This window comes from Providencia sp. PROV048, from assembly GCF_033688165.1.
Lineage (GTDB): Bacteria > Pseudomonadota > Gammaproteobacteria > Enterobacterales > Enterobacteriaceae > Providencia > Providencia hangzhouensis.
Genome location: NZ_CP096360.1, coordinates 3,628,623 through 3,645,260, shown reverse-complemented (window position 1 = coordinate 3,645,260; position 16,638 = coordinate 3,628,623). Strand labels below are relative to the sequence as shown.

Genomic DNA, 16,638 nt, shown 5'->3' with positions numbered 1-16,638 from the left:
CTGATGCTGAGTATTATTAAATGAAAAAACTCAAATTAGTATTAGTTGATGATCATCCCATTGTGCTTTCAGGTTTGAAAGATACACTTTCTCAATCAATGAATTTAGAAATTTTAGGTGCCTACACTCAGGATGCTGAACTATTTTCTTTTTTGAAAAAAAATGAGGTTGATGTGATCGTAACTGATTATATGATGCCTAATAATACCGAATCTAGCGATGGCCAGAATTATATTCAATTTTTACGTCGTCAATACCCAAATATTGCTGTGATTGTATTAACGATGGTTTCTAACCCAATGATTATACAAATGTTATATGATTCAGGGGTGAGCGCGGTGGTGTCAAAAGAGGCACCATTAAGCGACCTGATGAAGGCTATCACATTAGCGGGGCAAGGCCGCCAATATCGTATTCCTGTTGCAGATATGACAACGACATTAAAAAGCCGTAATGCGATAACATTAAATGATAGGGTAAAGACATTATCACCTCGTGAACTTGAGGTATTGCGACTTTTTGTTCAAGGTAAGCCTATTGTTGATATTGCTAAGCAATTAAACCGCAGTGATAAAACTATCAGCTTACAGAAAAATGCCGCAATGCGTAAATTGGGTGTTGATAATAATCAAGCGTTAATCAGTTATTGCCTTACACACCATTTATTTGACTGATTTTTTTTATCCAATTAGCTAATTGATTGCAAATATTCTGGTTAACCTGAGTATCAATGTGTGTTGATGCCTGTGAATCTAATGTTGCCTCAAACTCACGAAGCTCATTAGCTAATTCACGTTGTTCAACACTAATTAATGCGCCACGGATACGGTGGGATAACTGCTTTATTTCATCAGTATTATTATATTCGACAGCTCGGCAAAATTGAGCAATATCGGTAATAAAATGATGAATAATTTTTTCTCTATCCTCTCCATTTAGTGGGTTAATCATTTTTAGGGGTACCGTTTCTAAAGTTGAGGAAGAGTAAATCGGGAATAAACGGTTGAATAATTGAATTAAGGTTTCTAGCTCTATAGGTTTTACAAGCCATGAATCCATTCCAGATTCTAGACATCGCTCTTCTTCTTCTTTTAATCCATTCGCAGTAACACCAATAATTGGACATGTTTCGCCTTCACTGCGTAGCTGTTGTGCAAGCTCATAACCATTACGATAAGGCATATTAACGTCTGTAAGGATGATATCGACAATTTCGTTATCCCAAATTACCAATGCTTCTTCACCATCATTGGCAATAAATACCTTACAACCGAGTAATTCAAGCTGCTCTTGTAGAACAACTTGGTTAATGGGGTTATCTTCAGCAATTAAAACGCGAAGCGGATATTTATGCATATGAGTTTGTATACGAGATGTTGGACAAATAAGGGGTAACTGTTCTTTATTATTTTGTAGTAAGAATAACTGCTGATTTAATTCGGATAGTCGAAAATTCATCTCAGGGCTTACCCATTGTTGTCCATCCCAATGAGTCGGCAGAGGAAACGATGGAATTAATATGCCGACAGCAATAACGGATGAGGTATCTATGGGGAGGCTATTTTCTGTGAAATAAACATTAGCCCCCCAACGTTTTAGCCATTGCGTTATATTTTCAGTCAATAATGGGTTTGGGGTTTGCAACCAAATATTGGTGTTTTTGAGTGATAGCCAGTGTGTTTGCTGTATATCGAGTGCTAAAGGTAGTGTCACGAGAAACGAGCTACCAACTCCAGTTTCGCTTTGTAAACTTATTTGCCCATCCATCAATTTGATAAGCTTAGAGCAAATAAATAGACCTAAGCCAGTACCACCATAAGCATGAATTTCTGAATGAGCTTGATAAAATGGCTCAAATAATTTTATTTGTTGTTCAGGGCTAATTCCAACACCTGTATCACTGACACGTAGTAATATATTATTTTTATTACTTCTTTTAAGTTCAATAGTAACAGTACCTCTGTGGGTAAATTTAATCGCATTACTGAGTAAATTACCTAAAATTTGTTGCAGTCGGGCAGAGTCACCAACTCTATTTGCTTGTACATTTGGGTCAATAATAGCAAATAGGAGCAACCCTTTTTGCTGAGCAATTCCTTGATATAACTGAACAGTTTGTTGCACTAATTCTAATAAATCAAATGGTTGATTATGAATTTGAATTTGATTAGCTTCTATTTTGCTAATATCTAAAATATCACCAATTAACTGCATAAGTAATTGGGATGTTGTTGATATTCGATCAATAAAGTGAGCTTGTTGAGATGAAAGAGAGGTATTTGCCAGTAATTCTAATGTACCTATTAGACCATAAAGTGGGGTTCGTATTTCATGGCTCATTGTTGCTAAAAATGTGGATTTAGCTCGGTTGGCTTCTTCTGCAAGTCGCTTAGCATCATCAAGTTGTTTTTCAGTTTCTGCTTGGATCGTAATATCAGTAAATGCGCATAAAATAACAGGGCGCTGCTGGTAATAAGTTGCTGTGCTTACGACATAAAGAACATGTTCCCCAGACTTTAAATTAGTTTTAACCTGTTCTGTGTCAGAAAGAACCTTGATAAGTAATTCATTATATTCATTTGAGTCGTGGGGAGTAGATATATTGGTTATTTTTAGCCAATAACGAGCTAACTCATTTGCAAAGCGTAACTGCTGGGTTTCTTTATCTATTACACATAAGCCGATAGGGGTTGTCGCAATAAGTGTTTGGTTAAAAGATTCATTTTCTAAGATAGCTTGCTGGGAGTCTATTGCGGGTTGTAATATTTTTCGTTGGTACCAGCGGTGATATCCCCATCCACAAAATAAACTAAAGAAAAGTGCAATAACTAAACTGATAGGAAGCCACAGGTTGTCTTCAAAAAAAGCCGCATAACTAATTCTATAATATCCAGTCCATTCATCAGTTTTAGATGAAAGTTTAAGAACTAGGCCATCTCTGGTATAGAAAATACCTTCTAATGCTTCTTCTTCAGGTGCTTGGGTTGTTCCAAGTAGCTGACCATATTTTGCATGAATCAGCCAAAATTGATGTGTGAGTGTGGGGTTTAACATTCGCTCCAGCACGCTAAGCCTTGCTTGGCTTAACATACTAACTGCATAAATATTTTTAGGAGAAATGTGAGCATTCTGCCATAAATGTTCATCAAAACCAGCAGGGATGATCCCAATGAGAATATGATCAAATGGCTCAGGACGTAACCAGATAATGTCTTTTGAATCGCTTTCTTGTGATTCTAAAAATTGAGCATGAATAGTAGGTAAATTTTTTCTAATACTATCAATGACGGAGTAATACAAATTTGGAGAAATAGATTCATTTCCTAAAACTGTTCCAACGGAAGGAACGCTGATACTAATTTGGTCGTGTTCGTTGACAAAAAATACTGCAGCAGCTGGAAAATATGAGCCTCCCCAAAAAGTAGAATAGTAATCAGCTAAATAGGCCCCTAAAGAAAATAATATACTGGGAACGTTGGAACACTCTAAACTCTTGTCACAAGCTAGGGTAAATGGCATTGCAACTAAAGATTCTTTACCTTCGAGTAGATATAATGGCGACCTTGTTGGTAAGAACTGTTCTCGTATTGCATAGGTTCGGCTTTCAACTAACTCTATTAAATCTTGATTTTGCTTATTTAAAGATCGTAAAAACTTTTCTTGTTCATTGATATAGCCTATTAGTGACCTAAAATCGACTTCTAGGCGTTTAGTTTCTTGTTGAACAATTCGCTCTGCACTCCAAATCAATGTTGTTATTAGAATAAATAACAAAGGAAAAGCAATGGTAAGTATGCTATTCGTGCGTCCTGATGTGCGAGTTATCCTTGAAAATGCAGTCGGAGAAGGGGTAGGCATAGCGCTGTTCTCATCGATTATAGGCAAACTCCATGATTTTCATAATAATATAAAATAAACAAATTAAACAATATTTCTTTACGCTAAAGGTTATACAATTGCTGAATTATAATAGTCTTTTAAATCATCTAATTCCCAGCCAAAACCATTTAAATTAGTGATATAGTGTGAAAGTTTAGGATGATGACTCACGACATAGAATAGCCTATGGTAAAAATCTGGGAAATTAATACCGAGTATAAGAATAAATTTAAACAATACATCTACGGTTAACGCATTCTCTCCTCGTTCATAGCGCGATAATTGCTGTTGGCTAATGCCTAACTCTTTCGCAATGTTCTCACCACTAATTCCTAATTCTTGCCGGTATTCTTGTAAGCATTTACCAACTAGTTGGCTGATATAATAAGTTGTATCTTTTTTCTTTTTCATGAGGAAACTTGACCCTAGTATCATTGATTCATAAAACTATTTTTATAGCTAAGAGTAAATTATGACGAAAAGAAAATTTTAGAATATAAGGTATTCCTTAATTGAAAGTTTTAAATAAGATTAAGTCATTTATTTTAGGTTCATATGCAGAGTCTTATTCTAAACATTATAGTTATTTGCACTTTGTTTTATGGGGTTATTTTTATTACTTAACAACATGTTAAGCAGAAATTGTGAGTTGTTCGGTAAGGTTGAGTAGGTTTTATTACATTAAGGCTTAGTTACCTTTTTATTACAAATTATTATTAGCACTTATTGATTAATATTGTATTTGATTATTTTTTTAGCTCAATAGCTAGGAATAAAAAATGATATTGTGGTTTTTTAATGATTTATTTTCATAACTATTAATATAAAAACTTATTTTTAGGTTCTTAGATAAGACAATAGGCTAATAAAAACACGTAATATGAGTTAGGCTTGGCTGTCTAATGGATGAAATGAGAAAAGGGTGAGAATAATAATCTAATTATAAACTTTAGTGTTTGGTTTTTTTTAGGTAATTCCTGGTTATTTGGTATAAGTCAAGTTAATTGACTTTATATTATAGCTGTTTGTATATCAATATTCTGTATAGTGGCGGACTAACCATGTCTAGTAGACTGAAAGGGTATAGAAATAAGTGTTTAGGTTAGATAAAAAAAGATTATAGATTTCAGATTCTTTAGCCGAGTACTCAACTTGAGCTTAGAAATATAAAAGCAAAAAACCGCCTTTTGGGGCGGGTTCTTTAAATATATGGTGCCCAGATTCGGGAACATTAAGCTATTTAATGAATTGATTTTCAAAGTAAATCTATTTTATCTTTTTGTCAAGACCCATAATATGCCCCTTTTTTCTACATTGATTGCCATGTTCTGAGCTGACACCCCACCACGGTAAATAATTCAGCTCGGGTGGGGTGGTCTATGAAATCTACCCTCTCAGGCAAACAGCACTGTTAGTGACTCACAGCGAAGATGAAGCACAATTGATGGCTGAAAAATTAACTATCTGAAAAAGGGCAGATTAATTCAGAATGATGATCAATTGAAAGCTGTAAAGCATATGGGGAAGACATCTGATTCGGTATAGCCCAGATACAGGTCCCCTTGATCCGCAGAGGTGAAAATAGATTTGGAATTTAATATGAAAAAATGAGTTATAGGTTTGTTTTTATTGATAGGACTACCTTTGGTTGCAATAGCTGATAATATTCACGTGACGGTGAATTCCTCTATGTACTCTTACCCTGATAATCGGGCGTGTATTAACCCCATTTAACGAGATGTATGCCAGTGTTGATGTAAAAAATACAAGCACAATTCAATGCCAGTCAATCTTGTCAAAATAAAGAGGGCAGTAAGAGTATTTTTATACACCAAAAGATTACAGCAACTGTGACACTGAGTAATGGAGATAGTTGTCACCAGAGGCTCTCTGCCATTGCATTATTTCATGGATTTGATCAAACAGGTCAGTATTTGCTGGTAAATGAAAGTATTGATGATTTTAGTACATATAATTTTGGTAACAAGATCATGTCGTTTGATATTTCGGATGGACAATGCGGTTTTTCAAAAAAACTTTCAGGGTGACTATTATACCCGCTCTTCAGGAAAGGGAGATGCAGATGATTTTCCACACAGCATTAGCTCAATGAAAATACCTCGAAAGAGGTAAACTGACAATAAAAATATAACTTGTTAATTTACTTGCGTGAATTATGTTCGCTTTAATCGTTATGATTAAATTTCGTTATTTTGTATTTCATGACCTTGTGGGTTTTATCCAGTATCTGTGTAAATGGTTTCTGATAAATTATTTAGAAAGGCATATGGTTTATGGTTATCACAGATGAAGCATACCAAAGATGATATGCATATTTATTGGTTTTTTGATTTGTTTTGTTAGGCTATGGTGTGAATGGGGCGAATAGATGGAGATATATCTTTAGATGATTTTAATGGCGCATGTGTGAAATTATCAGAGTTTTTTCCGATTAAAGATGGGATGTGATATAAATAACTCTGAATAATACCAAGTATATAATCCTACACTTATAGCATATGATAACCTGACTTATCACTCATTATTTTCGACTATTAAAATAAATAATAAAAAATAATATATATTTTTTCCATTATGGAGATTTTATGTCATTGAACACAAATGATGGTTCTAAAGTATATACACCTCTCTCTTTGGCTCTATATGACTGGTGGGTACTAAATATATCTAATAACTATGCATGGCGTTGTAATACTGATGAATTTTTAATTCCTCACTTTAAATCTCATCTTGGTAGCAACCATATGGATATTGGTGTTGGGACTGGTTTTTATTTAAAAAAATCTGCAGATGAAATTAATAAAATATCACTTTCCGATCTTAATATTCACAGTTTAGAATATGCTAAAAAATATATTTCTGATGAGAAATTAAACTCTTGTTTCTGCCATGATATTTTTAACAGATTTACTGGTGAGTTGAGAGGGGCATTTGATTCAGTATCCATATTTTATTTATTACATTGCTTGCCAGGGAAAATGAGTGATAAGAAACAAGCGATAATAAATATCAGTGAAACACTTAAGGATGATGGCACTTTATATGGTGCGACTATTCTTGGAAAGGGGGTTAAGCATAATCGTTTTGGAAGTAAGCTAATGTCAGTCTATAATAAAAAAGGAATTTTTAGCAATGTTTATGACTCTGCAGATTCACTTGAAACGACACTTGCTTCTTTGTTTGAAGATGTTTCTGTTAATATTCAGGGGGCGGTTGCATTATTCACTGCTAAAAATAAAAAAATCAAGTGTAGTAAAATATAATTATCTGTAATAAAAAATGATTTGCTTATATAGGTGACAATATATTTTTTTTTTGATTTTACACATGATGTTATTCAGCTTAATCGGATAACTGATTGGGGGAATATTTTAAGAAATAAAGAGTGGCTTTCACTTCGAAGGCCACTGTCATCATCAAATGGGGGAGATGTAAAAAAACAAGCTTGTGTTGTTAATACTCAACAAGAGTAAAGTTAATTATAGAAAACCGGCTGCTTTAAATTTTGCTAATGCATCCGTTTTTTGTGCTGCAGTTAATGGGCGTAGTGGACGGCGGGGATCACCAACATCAATACCATGTAATTGCATTGCAACTTTACCTGCAGCAACACCACCGTATTCTACCAGCACACGAATAATTGCAATTACTTTATCCATACATGCAGCGATACCATCGTAATCACCAGTGTTAAATTTCTCAATTATTTCAAGATATAAAGGAGCCGCATAGTTATAGGTGCTTCCTACAGCGCTTAACGCCCCACAAGCTAACCCTGCCGGTATAAATTCATCTACACCAAATGGAATGTCGTATTTACCGCCATCAACACGTAAACAACGTTGAAATTCATACATATCAGGAGAATTAAATTTCATTCCGGATAAATTCGGAATTATTTTTCCTGCCGCTTGTAAAAATTTTTCCATGTCAATGTTTAGACCTGACATAGTAGAGTGGTAGTAATAAAAGCCTTTAGAAGGAGAATTCATCGCTGCTAAACGACAATATTCAACTAAGTCATCTACATTGCTTGGTTTAAAGAAACAAGGACCAATCACTGATGTAGCTTGAATATCTAACGTTTCAGCATGACGGGATAGCTCTATAGTGTCTGCAATACTGAGTGCACCTGTATGAACAATGATATCTAGTTGTCCTTGACTGGCAGCAGCCCAGCATTCAGCGACTTTTTTGCGTTCTTCGACAGAACAATGGATACCTTCTCCTGTTGTTCCTAATACGTAAGCACCAGTGACACCACTTGCAATAAGATGTTCTGCAATTTTATCAATGACAGGGTAATTAATACTGCCATCGGCAGCAAAAGGTGTATGAGGTGCAGCGATTAATCCAGAGAGTTTTTTCATTATCATTCCTTTTTGGAGGTTGATTTCTTTATTTGTTATGATATGGAGTTTTACTCTATATTAAGGATCAATCGTTCAGAACGCAATAATGAAATTAGCGTTAAAGAAAGAGAAAAATGAAAGTGTGATCTTTAGCTGGTTTTTGTTCAAGACCACATAACACTGATTATAAACTCATGCTGAATTGGTATTTTTTAATGCATTTAGTGTACGCAGTTTTTGCTCTTTGACCATTTCAGGTTGAGCTTGGACAAGTAGGGTATATAGTAAGTCTAAAACGAACAGTTGTGCTGTTTTTGTACCAATAGAATCACCTTGTAATTTCCCCTGTCGATTACCATTAATCAGATAATAATTGGCATATTCCATAATGTGTGAACCTAAATTATGCGTTAGCGCAATTGTGGTAGCCCCTGCTTCTTTTGCAAGTTTCAGTGCATGAACTGTTTCCGGTGAGTTTCCGGAATGGCTGATACCAATCGCGATATCACCCGGTTTCAATAAGGAAGCCTGCATATACATAAAATGGTTATTGGTAACAGCATCCACTCGATATCCAATACGCATCAGTTTATTTTTTAGATCCTCTGCTGTGATCCCTGAGGAACCCACACCGCAGATAAAAACATAATTCGATGATAGCAACGCATTTACAGCATCTTGAACTTGCGTCATATCAAGTAAATTTAATGTTTCTGATAACACATTATTGATGGTTGCTTGTAATTTTAAACCTATAGTATGGATATCATCCTGATGGCTAACTTCAGCATCAAGGATTGGTGATTCTTCACTATCCGATGTCGCCATTTCAATGGCTAAATCCATTTTAAAGTCTTGAAAGCCCTTATAGCCTAAAGTGCGGCAAAAACGCACTACAGTTGCCTCACCCGCCTTAGTCGCTTGGGAAAGTTGTGCGATGGAAAGCTGAGTGACTTCAACAGGATGAAACAGGATATATTCAGCAATACGCTGTGATACTCGCGTCAGGCTATTTTTCATTGCTCCTAGTGTGTCGAGTATTTTACCTGGCTTCAGTCTGGTAACTGACTGTTTTGTCATGAAAATTATCCTTGTTTGCCGAAGTTCAAAGGGAATGGAATTCTGCTAACAAGAGTATCAATTCTGGCGGGTTAAAAAAAGCCTTGCTCTTATAATTATGTGATAATAACAAAACGCTTTATTCCATTTGCATCAATATACAATTTATTGATGCATTAGAAATAAAGCGTTTAATTGGAACTGATGAAAATTAACTTGTCAGCAAATTAAGGTTTACCTTAATTACTGCTTTTTTTAATATACAGTTTCCTTTCTCTGCTGCTATACCTGGTTTATGGGGTTCATAAGGCATAAAAATAGCAAACATAGAGGGTATTAATGACAATGTTTGACAATTTTCAATGACATCTGTGAGTTGGTAGTCATCCGCTTCACTGTAAACAGTGGCATTTTTAGCCGAATTTCGAACACCGTAATCTATAACTTCCTCACCGGATAGTAAAATTTGTATATCAATATAGCGATGATGTAATTCTGCACATTTTTGTTCTCGAGACTGTGTTTCAAATGACATTACATTCATGAATACATCATTATCATCAATAGGGTAGCATCCCGGTTCTAAAGAGAATGGGTCGAGTGCGAGTGCCTTTTTAATTATATTACGTAATACCAAATTCATTTCAGGCATTACTGCCGCGTCAGATATATGACCAAATAACATAGATACCTCCTATGAGTTCCTTGATATTTCACTATCATCCAATGAAATTTGTTTTGCTGCCGAGAAAAATGGCGCAGTAATTGTACCAATAATGACTACTGACATAGCACCTATTACACCATAGAAGAAAAAGTTAAGGTCACTGCCATAACGGGCTGCTAATACAGCAATGATACTTACTATAATGCCTGCGACCGCACTACCTGCATTAGCACGTTTAACAAAAATACCTAACATAAATAGTCCGGTCATAGGGCCACCCATTAAACCGATTAAGCTGTTAAAAGCATCCCATATTTCAGACTCGTCAGATAAAACTAGCCAAATTGTGGCTAAACTGCTGAATACTCCAGCAATAATTATAACTAATCTGGCGACTTTCATTTTTTGTTCTGAACGCCGTTCAACTTTACTTAAGCGAATATAGATATCAGAATTAAAGCAACTAGAAATACTATTTAAGCTACTAGATATGCTCGATTGAGCAGCGGCAAAGATAGCTGCAATGATTAGCCCAGAAATACCCACTGGCATTTCTGTAACAATAAATAAGGGTAAGATACCTCCGGTATTAAAACCTTCAGGTAACAAACTTGGATTTTGTTTGTAATACACAAATAGGGCTGAACCAATGGCAAAAAATAAAATAGGAATAATGGCAACTAATTTAGCATTTGTGATTAAAGTACGTTTAGTTTGTTCGATAGAATCAGTCACAATGTAGCGCTGGACAACATCTTGGCTTGCAGTAAATTGTTGAATATTGGCAAATAAAAAACCAATCATTAATACAGGAATAGTACTGTCAGTCCAACTCCAGCGTAACTGTGCATCCGGGAAAAATTTATCAGCCTGTGCTGTTGTGGTAAAAATCTCACTAATACCTCCATCAACTTTAAAACAAATCATGATAAAGATTAAAACAGCACCACCTGAAAGTAACAATCCCTGAATAACATCTGTCCAAATAACGCCTTCAATCCCTCCCATCCATGTATAAATAATACATAATAGACTAATCAGTACAACTAATATAATAGGGTCTATCCCTATGAAAGGACGTAGTGCGAGTACGGTCAAATAAGTGATAATTGCAATACGACCAATATGAAATAACATAAATGACAGGCTGGCAAATAAACGACTTCGTATATCAAAACGGGCTTCTAAATACTCATAGGCTGAAGTGATTTTTAATTTTCTAAAGAAAGGAATATAGAAATAAAATACTAATGGCAAAATGGCGATCGCTAAATATTGGCCAATAATAAAAGTCCAATCAGAAGTATAAGCTTTCGCTGGAATTGACATAAAGGTAATTGAGCTTAATGTTGTTGCAAAGACAGAAACGCCGGCAGCCCAACCGGGAACCCGCCCCCCGGCACGAAAATAATCATCCGCTGTTTTTTGGCGTTTAGAGAAATAAACACCAACGAGTAACATTGCGGCTAAATATCCAAATAGCACTGCATAATTAACGAAACCAAAATCATGTAATTGCATTTTTTTAGTCCTGCCATATGTAAGGTAAAAGGTAAGAAGTACGACAGTTTTTTAGTGTTTCCTAGCCCAAAGAACGGCTCCCCAAAGTCCAGCATTATGATGATAGTGAGCAGCTAAAATAGGGACTTGTAACGCCTTGGGCTGTTGTCTGATAGCTGCTTGAACAAGCTCGATATATCCATTTGCTAATCCAACACTTCCACCAAGAACAACACAGTCGGCATCTATTATTGCTTTAATATCAGCAACTAAATTAGCTATAGTACTTGCTGAGTTTTCAATTATTGTTTTCGCTTGAAGGCTTCCCTGGTGATAGGCAGTAAAAATAGCTTTAGCATCTTTACCTGCAAGTTCATTTACAGCTTGTGAAGTAATGGCACGGCCGGAAGCGATAGCTTCGACACATCCATAACGACCACAGCCGCAAAGAGGGCCATGAGGATCAGCTATAGTGTGGCCTAGATGGCCTGCAATACCTCGTTTTCCTAGCTGTAATTGTCCTTGTTGAATTAGGCCGCCCCCAACCCCTGTCGATACTGTAATAAATGCCATATCAGAGATATTTTCATGGCGGTAATCATATTCAGCCCATGCAGCAGCTTGAGCATCATTGAGTAACCAGCAAGGCAAACCGGTTATTGTAGAAAGTGTTTTTTTTAACGGGAAATTTTTTAATCCTCCCAAATTATTAGGATTTAATGCAGTTAATACGCCATCACAGATAATCCCTGTAGAGGCTACGGCGACACCATCTGCATACGCTTTTAGTGGTGTAGTTATCGCCACCAAAGCTTCATAGAGTTGAGTTGGTGATGCACTTGCAGGGGTTGTAATTTGAGTATGGTGCGTAAGTTGATTGTCTCGACTGATTAATGCAGCCGAAATCTTTGTTCCTCCAATATCAATTGCTAATATATTCATTTAACTAATTCCTGCTGTAACTTGAGGGCATGGGTAAACCAATCACAGACATGTTCAAGTCGGGTTAATGCGGAACCAACTGTGACAGCCCAAGCTCCAGCTTGTATAGCTCTTGCTGCAATCATAGGTGTGTTATAGCGGCCTTCGGCTATTACACGACATCCATTTTCAGCGAGTGCTGCCACTAATTGTAAATCAGGTAATTTAGGTATTTCACCACCGGTATAGCCAGACATAGTTGAACCAATAAATTCTGTTCCTAATTCCTGGCAATACATTCCCTCATTAAATGTGGAACAATCTGCCATTGCCAACCTATTGAAGTGGTGTATGCAAGCCAATAACTCATTGACTGGAACTGGGCGTACACGATCCGTACCATCAAAAGCGATAATATCGGCACCTTCTGTTGCTAGTGCTTCTACATCACTTAACCAAGGTGTGATCCTGACAGGACTATCCAGTAAATCGCGTTTGACAATACCAATAATTGGCACATCAATAAGAGGGCGAGTTGCTTTTAAATTATCTATTCCCTCAATTCGTACTGCTACTGCACCTGCATTAACTGCAGCTTGAGCCATTGCAGCAACAATTTCTGGCTTATCCATAGGGCTATTATCGACAGGCTGGCAAGAAACGATCAGCCCTCCTTTTTGTTGAATATCCGTAGTCATCTTTTCAATCAATGCCATTTTGAACTCACCATTTTATTTTGAAGTACAACTCCAATAAATGTTATTTTATGAAGCTAAATTCCTCAATTGCGAAAGTCGTAATTTGTGAAGAAGATCAAATAATAAAATATTTCTCTTAATTTATTGATAAATATGAAAAAATAATATAGTGAGTAATGGAGTAATTACTCACTATAATTTTTGGCATCTTTTTACATAAGATTTAAAAGTGGAATTGTAATCCTAAACGATACCTAGTTTGACGGGCGTCACTGGTCGGGCTTACCGCAACATTTCCAACTTCAATATAAGGAGTGAATGTGTCACTCAATTGGTAAGAGAAAGAGACATTATGTTCATAATTACGTTTCTTATTATCATATTTTATGCCATCGCTATACATTTGTGTGTAGTCATATTCAATTTTGTATTTATTATATTTATAGCCAATAAACGCATCAAATCGATTTGTTTTTTCGTCATCAACAGATTTTTTTGTTTTTCTGGCATAATCAAAACGATAACGGCCTGCAATATATAAACCGTTATCAAAATTATATTGCGCCTTTAAATAAGGTTTATAAATTGATGTGTCTGTAACTGTTTCAAAAATTAATCCCGGTTGTAACGTTATACTTTTATTTATCTTATGGTTGTAACTTAGCCCCATTTCGATAGCATTATTAACAACATCACTAAATACTTTATCTTTTTCGCCATCAACACCACCTGACTTTATACTGGCATCAATATAAAATCCGATACCATTTGAAAATGAATGAATAAAGGCAATGCGATCTTTATTTATTCTGGATGAATCTGAATATTCATGACGAAAGTCTAATGTAGTCGCATTTAATTGAAATGACATAAAAAAAGTACAACATGCCAATAAAATTTTATTATTAAACATAGTTTTTACCTGAGTGGATAAGACTCCATAAATTTAATATGGAGTTCTTGGTTGGTTATTATAATTTATAAATTTAACTGGTTTAGTTAATAATTAGCTCTTTATCTTTTAATGTTAAAGTGATTACAGAATTAACTGCCTCACCTTTTGTAGTTTCACCTCCGATTAAATATAGTGAATTACCATGCTCAATAGTGATTCCATAACCAAGAGGGATCGGTAGTTCACCAATTACTTTCCATTGATTATCAATCAACCCATAAATTTCTTTATGCCATTTTTTGTCTAAATCCTGATGTGCAAAATAATGTTTCTGTGAATACTTAGCCTGAGACCCAGGGAAGTTAGCACCCCCAGCAACAAGTAAGGTATGAGCACTATAACCTGCAAATGCACCAGCCAAGCCATCTTGCTGTTGCTCAGGTGATGGTGGAGGAAGTTTCTGTACAGTAGTATTCCACTGTAGTTGATTATTTTCTAATATAGCCGTTTGTATTTCACTAGTACGTAACCCAGGCTTTAATTCACCGTTAATCAAGGTTATTGAATTGTTATCATTTACTAATGAAGAACCCGCAGTTCCATTAAAAGGAATAGTGCCTAATGAACCCCATTGATTATTATCTGCATTATAAGTTAGTATGACTCGATTAAAAAAATAGCCTTCTATGGGTTTATTAAAATAATCATTAATAACTTTACTTTTAATAGATGAATTGTTTTTAGCATGATTTAAATTAATGAAATATTTATCAAATATTTGCTTGTTTACTCCTCCAAGAATGATAGCTTTATTGGTGCTGATACTAACCCCTGCATGACCAACCAAGCCATAAGGTGAACTAGTATCTATTTTTTCCCATTTGTCTTCACTTGGTGAATAACGATAAACATCTGTTAATGAGCTTATTGTTTCACTCTCAATATTTTCTTTTCCCGCTCCGCCGAATATATAAATATTATTATTTAACTTAATTGCTATAGCTTGGTCTCTTGGCGTACCCGGAAAATCAGCTATTTTTTCCCATTTTTTTTTATTTTCATTAAGATCAAGTTTATACCATGAGTTTCCTGTACTACCTAAACCTATGTAAATAATATTTTGGTTAATTACTCCGGTTCCATTTTTTAATGTCACAGGAAGGGCGGGGAGTTTCTCAGCAAAACTGGTCGATGAGAATATTGGTGAAGACAGTATTATGGTGAAAAAGAGATAAGATATTTTCTTTATTATTTTCATACGCGTTCACTCTTGTAGTGGTTATAAGTGAGATTTCTATTTAGAATTAAACTCCAATATAAAACATTAAATGAAGTATAACTTCAAATTGATGTTTTATAAAATGTGAAGATGGTCAAGTTATCTTTTTAAACTCTATATTTTTTCCTTACCTGAAGGTTAGTCTTAATTTAATTTTGAATTAATACGAGCTATGTAAACATGTGTTACTAATTGATAATATTGATATTTATATTACGTTGGTGATATAAGAACACGCAAGCCATGCTAACGCTTACTGTTATAAAACATCCCGACATAGTTGAATATACCGCTCCGGGTTTCTTTCCATACTCCAGATAAAACTCATTAAATAGCGCAGCATATTGCTACACCTATTATTTTATGTATATCTGCCAGACACATTAAAGCGTAGCATGACTGTATCAGTTCAGATTTAAGCTGACAGGTTTCGTAGATAGAACACAATTCAATCTGATAGCCTAGTGTGAATGAAAAGCTGAAATTGACATATCTGTTAAAGTTAATGATTTGTTTTTATGGAATACTTACACAAGAAAATAAGAGATAGGTTTATGAGGGGGTATAGGTGTCTTTAACAGCAAAGAACATCTGCAAAAATGGCATGAAATCCAGTAAATAAATAACGTGTTGCAACGACCTGAAATCTACCGTAGCTAGAAAAGCAAAAACCCGCCTTTTGGGCGGGTTCTTTAAATAAGTGGTGCCGGACTCGGAATCGACTTTTCATTATAACTAGTTGTATTTAAAAATATTAATTGAATTTGATTTTATTTATACCCTCTTTTGTACCCTCGGTCCGTTTGGTGGGTTTTGTTGAGCACGGTTGGGGCGATAGAGCGCAGCAAATAGATTGTTTTTTTGCACAGATGACAGGTGTAATTATAACGTATTCGAATCCTTTTTAAGTATACATTTAATGGGGATCATGTTCATGTTAATTGTTTCTAGTATGAATCATGGTATTGCCAATTTGACATGTTTAATGATGTCTTATTGTGTCATTTTTGTTTAATTCCTCAATGTCTAATTCAGTTAAGATCCAACGGTTTGATATGTGCCATTGAATACTAATCAAAGTGGAAGTAGGCTTAATTTATCCATCCAATATAGGATAAACTCAAAGTGATCAGTACTTATTCAATTCAATGTCACACACATGACACACGCATAAGGGCCATCTCTGTCTTGGCGACGTTCAACATAAACAGCTAACACGCCACGACAATCTGGCACCTCCTTACCAATATAATGCTCGCTATTACCAACCCATTTATACTTTCCCCTACAATAACGAGCAAGGCGAGAGCCTAAATGTTGCTGATGGATCTTCATTGCTGCGGATTTACGGATGATATTCATGGTTC

At 35.3% G+C, this 16,638-nt stretch carries 13 protein-coding genes; 2 read left to right on the top strand and 11 right to left on the bottom strand.

Features of this window, described 5'->3' with window-relative positions; all coding sequences use genetic code 11:
* The first annotated feature begins 20 nt into the window (after nucleotides 1-20).
* Nucleotides 21-674: a response regulator transcription factor gene (locus M1F26_RS16275; protein ID WP_140171700.1), complete on the top strand. Its 654-nt coding sequence runs from the start codon at nucleotides 21-23 to the stop codon at nucleotides 672-674.
* Here M1F26_RS16275 and M1F26_RS16270 read toward each other — a convergent pair.
* Complete coding sequence (locus M1F26_RS16270) at nucleotides 652-3,858, bottom strand: ATP-binding protein (protein ID WP_233618348.1); 3,207 nt, start codon at nucleotides 3,856-3,858, stop codon at nucleotides 652-654. The two genes, M1F26_RS16275 and M1F26_RS16270, sit on opposite strands and share 23 nt — an antisense overlap.
* Before the next feature lie 90 nt (nucleotides 3,859-3,948).
* Nucleotides 3,949-4,290 carry a helix-turn-helix domain-containing protein gene (locus M1F26_RS16265; protein WP_036958050.1) on the bottom strand — a complete coding sequence of 114 codons (342 nt, stop codon included), beginning with the start codon at nucleotides 4,288-4,290 and terminating at the stop codon, nucleotides 3,949-3,951.
* Nucleotides 4,291-6,485: 2,195 nt separating this feature from the next.
* On the opposite strand from M1F26_RS16265, the gene M1F26_RS16260 reads away from it, so the two are divergent.
* Nucleotides 6,486-7,163, top strand: a complete 678-nt coding sequence (locus M1F26_RS16260; protein ID WP_140171699.1) for a class I SAM-dependent methyltransferase — start codon at nucleotides 6,486-6,488, stop codon at nucleotides 7,161-7,163.
* 216 nt (nucleotides 7,164-7,379) lie between these two features.
* On the opposite strand, the gene M1F26_RS16255 is transcribed toward M1F26_RS16260, so the two are convergent.
* The 9 genes from M1F26_RS16255 to M1F26_RS16215 form a co-directional block, all read right to left on the bottom strand.
* Nucleotides 7,380-8,270 carry a dihydrodipicolinate synthase family protein gene (locus M1F26_RS16255; RefSeq protein ID WP_140171698.1) on the bottom strand — a complete coding sequence of 297 codons (891 nt, stop codon included), beginning with the start codon at nucleotides 8,268-8,270 and terminating at the stop codon, nucleotides 7,380-7,382.
* A 174-nt stretch (nucleotides 8,271-8,444) separates the two neighbouring features.
* Nucleotides 8,445-9,332 (bottom strand): MurR/RpiR family transcriptional regulator, encoded by an 888-nt coding sequence (locus tag M1F26_RS16250; RefSeq protein WP_004258907.1) that lies wholly within the window; start codon nucleotides 9,330-9,332, stop codon nucleotides 8,445-8,447.
* A 190-nt stretch (nucleotides 9,333-9,522) separates the two neighbouring features.
* Entirely contained in the window at nucleotides 9,523-9,996 is a 474-nt protein-coding gene (gene nanQ / locus M1F26_RS16245; protein WP_140171697.1) for an N-acetylneuraminate anomerase, read from the bottom strand.
* A gap of 9 nt (nucleotides 9,997-10,005) precedes the next feature.
* On the bottom strand, nucleotides 10,006-11,499 hold the full coding sequence (locus M1F26_RS16240) for a sodium:solute symporter (RefSeq protein ID WP_140171696.1): 1,494 nt from the start codon (nucleotides 11,497-11,499) through the stop codon (nucleotides 10,006-10,008).
* A 51-nt stretch (nucleotides 11,500-11,550) separates the two neighbouring features.
* Nucleotides 11,551-12,420: an N-acetylmannosamine kinase gene (gene nanK / locus M1F26_RS16235; protein WP_140171695.1), complete on the bottom strand. Its 870-nt coding sequence runs from the start codon at nucleotides 12,418-12,420 to the stop codon at nucleotides 11,551-11,553.
* Nucleotides 12,417-13,115, bottom strand: a complete 699-nt coding sequence (locus M1F26_RS16230; RefSeq protein ID WP_004258889.1) for an N-acetylmannosamine-6-phosphate 2-epimerase — start codon at nucleotides 13,113-13,115, stop codon at nucleotides 12,417-12,419. The genes nanK and M1F26_RS16230 overlap by 4 nt, the downstream gene beginning before the upstream one ends.
* A gap of 205 nt (nucleotides 13,116-13,320) precedes the next feature.
* Entirely contained in the window at nucleotides 13,321-14,010 is a 690-nt protein-coding gene (locus M1F26_RS16225; protein ID WP_140171694.1) for an oligogalacturonate-specific porin KdgM family protein, read from the bottom strand.
* Between the two features lie 82 nt (nucleotides 14,011-14,092).
* Complete coding sequence (locus tag M1F26_RS16220) at nucleotides 14,093-15,250, bottom strand: N-acetylneuraminate epimerase (RefSeq protein ID WP_110591179.1); 1,158 nt, start codon at nucleotides 15,248-15,250, stop codon at nucleotides 14,093-14,095.
* Between the two features lie 1,161 nt (nucleotides 15,251-16,411).
* Complete coding sequence (locus M1F26_RS16215) at nucleotides 16,412-16,633, bottom strand: DUF987 family protein (RefSeq protein WP_004917300.1); 222 nt, start codon at nucleotides 16,631-16,633, stop codon at nucleotides 16,412-16,414.
* Between the last annotated feature and the right edge of the window lie 5 nt (nucleotides 16,634-16,638).

Coding starts and splice junctions, on each gene's coding strand:
- M1F26_RS16275 (WP_140171700.1), top strand. CDS start 21: ATGAAAAAACTCAAATTAGTATTAGTTGATGATCATCCCATTGTGCTT.
- M1F26_RS16270 (WP_233618348.1), bottom strand. CDS start 3,858: ATGCCTACCCCTTCTCCGACTGCATTTTCAAGGATAACTCGCACATCA.
- M1F26_RS16265 (WP_036958050.1), bottom strand. CDS start 4,290: ATGAAAAAGAAAAAAGATACAACTTATTATATCAGCCAACTAGTTGGT.
- M1F26_RS16260 (WP_140171699.1), top strand. CDS start 6,486: ATGTCATTGAACACAAATGATGGTTCTAAAGTATATACACCTCTCTCT.
- M1F26_RS16255 (WP_140171698.1), bottom strand. CDS start 8,270: ATGAAAAAACTCTCTGGATTAATCGCTGCACCTCATACACCTTTTGCT.
- M1F26_RS16250 (WP_004258907.1), bottom strand. CDS start 9,332: ATGACAAAACAGTCAGTTACCAGACTGAAGCCAGGTAAAATACTCGAC.
- nanQ (WP_140171697.1), bottom strand. CDS start 9,996: ATGTTATTTGGTCATATATCTGACGCGGCAGTAATGCCTGAAATGAAT.
- M1F26_RS16240 (WP_140171696.1), bottom strand. CDS start 11,499: ATGCAATTACATGATTTTGGTTTCGTTAATTATGCAGTGCTATTTGGA.
- nanK (WP_140171695.1), bottom strand. CDS start 12,420: ATGAATATATTAGCAATTGATATTGGAGGAACAAAGATTTCGGCTGCA.
- M1F26_RS16230 (WP_004258889.1), bottom strand. CDS start 13,115: ATGGCATTGATTGAAAAGATGACTACGGATATTCAACAAAAAGGAGGG.
- M1F26_RS16225 (WP_140171694.1), bottom strand. CDS start 14,010: ATGTTTAATAATAAAATTTTATTGGCATGTTGTACTTTTTTTATGTCA.
- M1F26_RS16220 (WP_110591179.1), bottom strand. CDS start 15,250: ATGAAAATAATAAAGAAAATATCTTATCTCTTTTTCACCATAATACTG.
- M1F26_RS16215 (WP_004917300.1), bottom strand. CDS start 16,633: ATGAATATCATCCGTAAATCCGCAGCAATGAAGATCCATCAGCAACAT.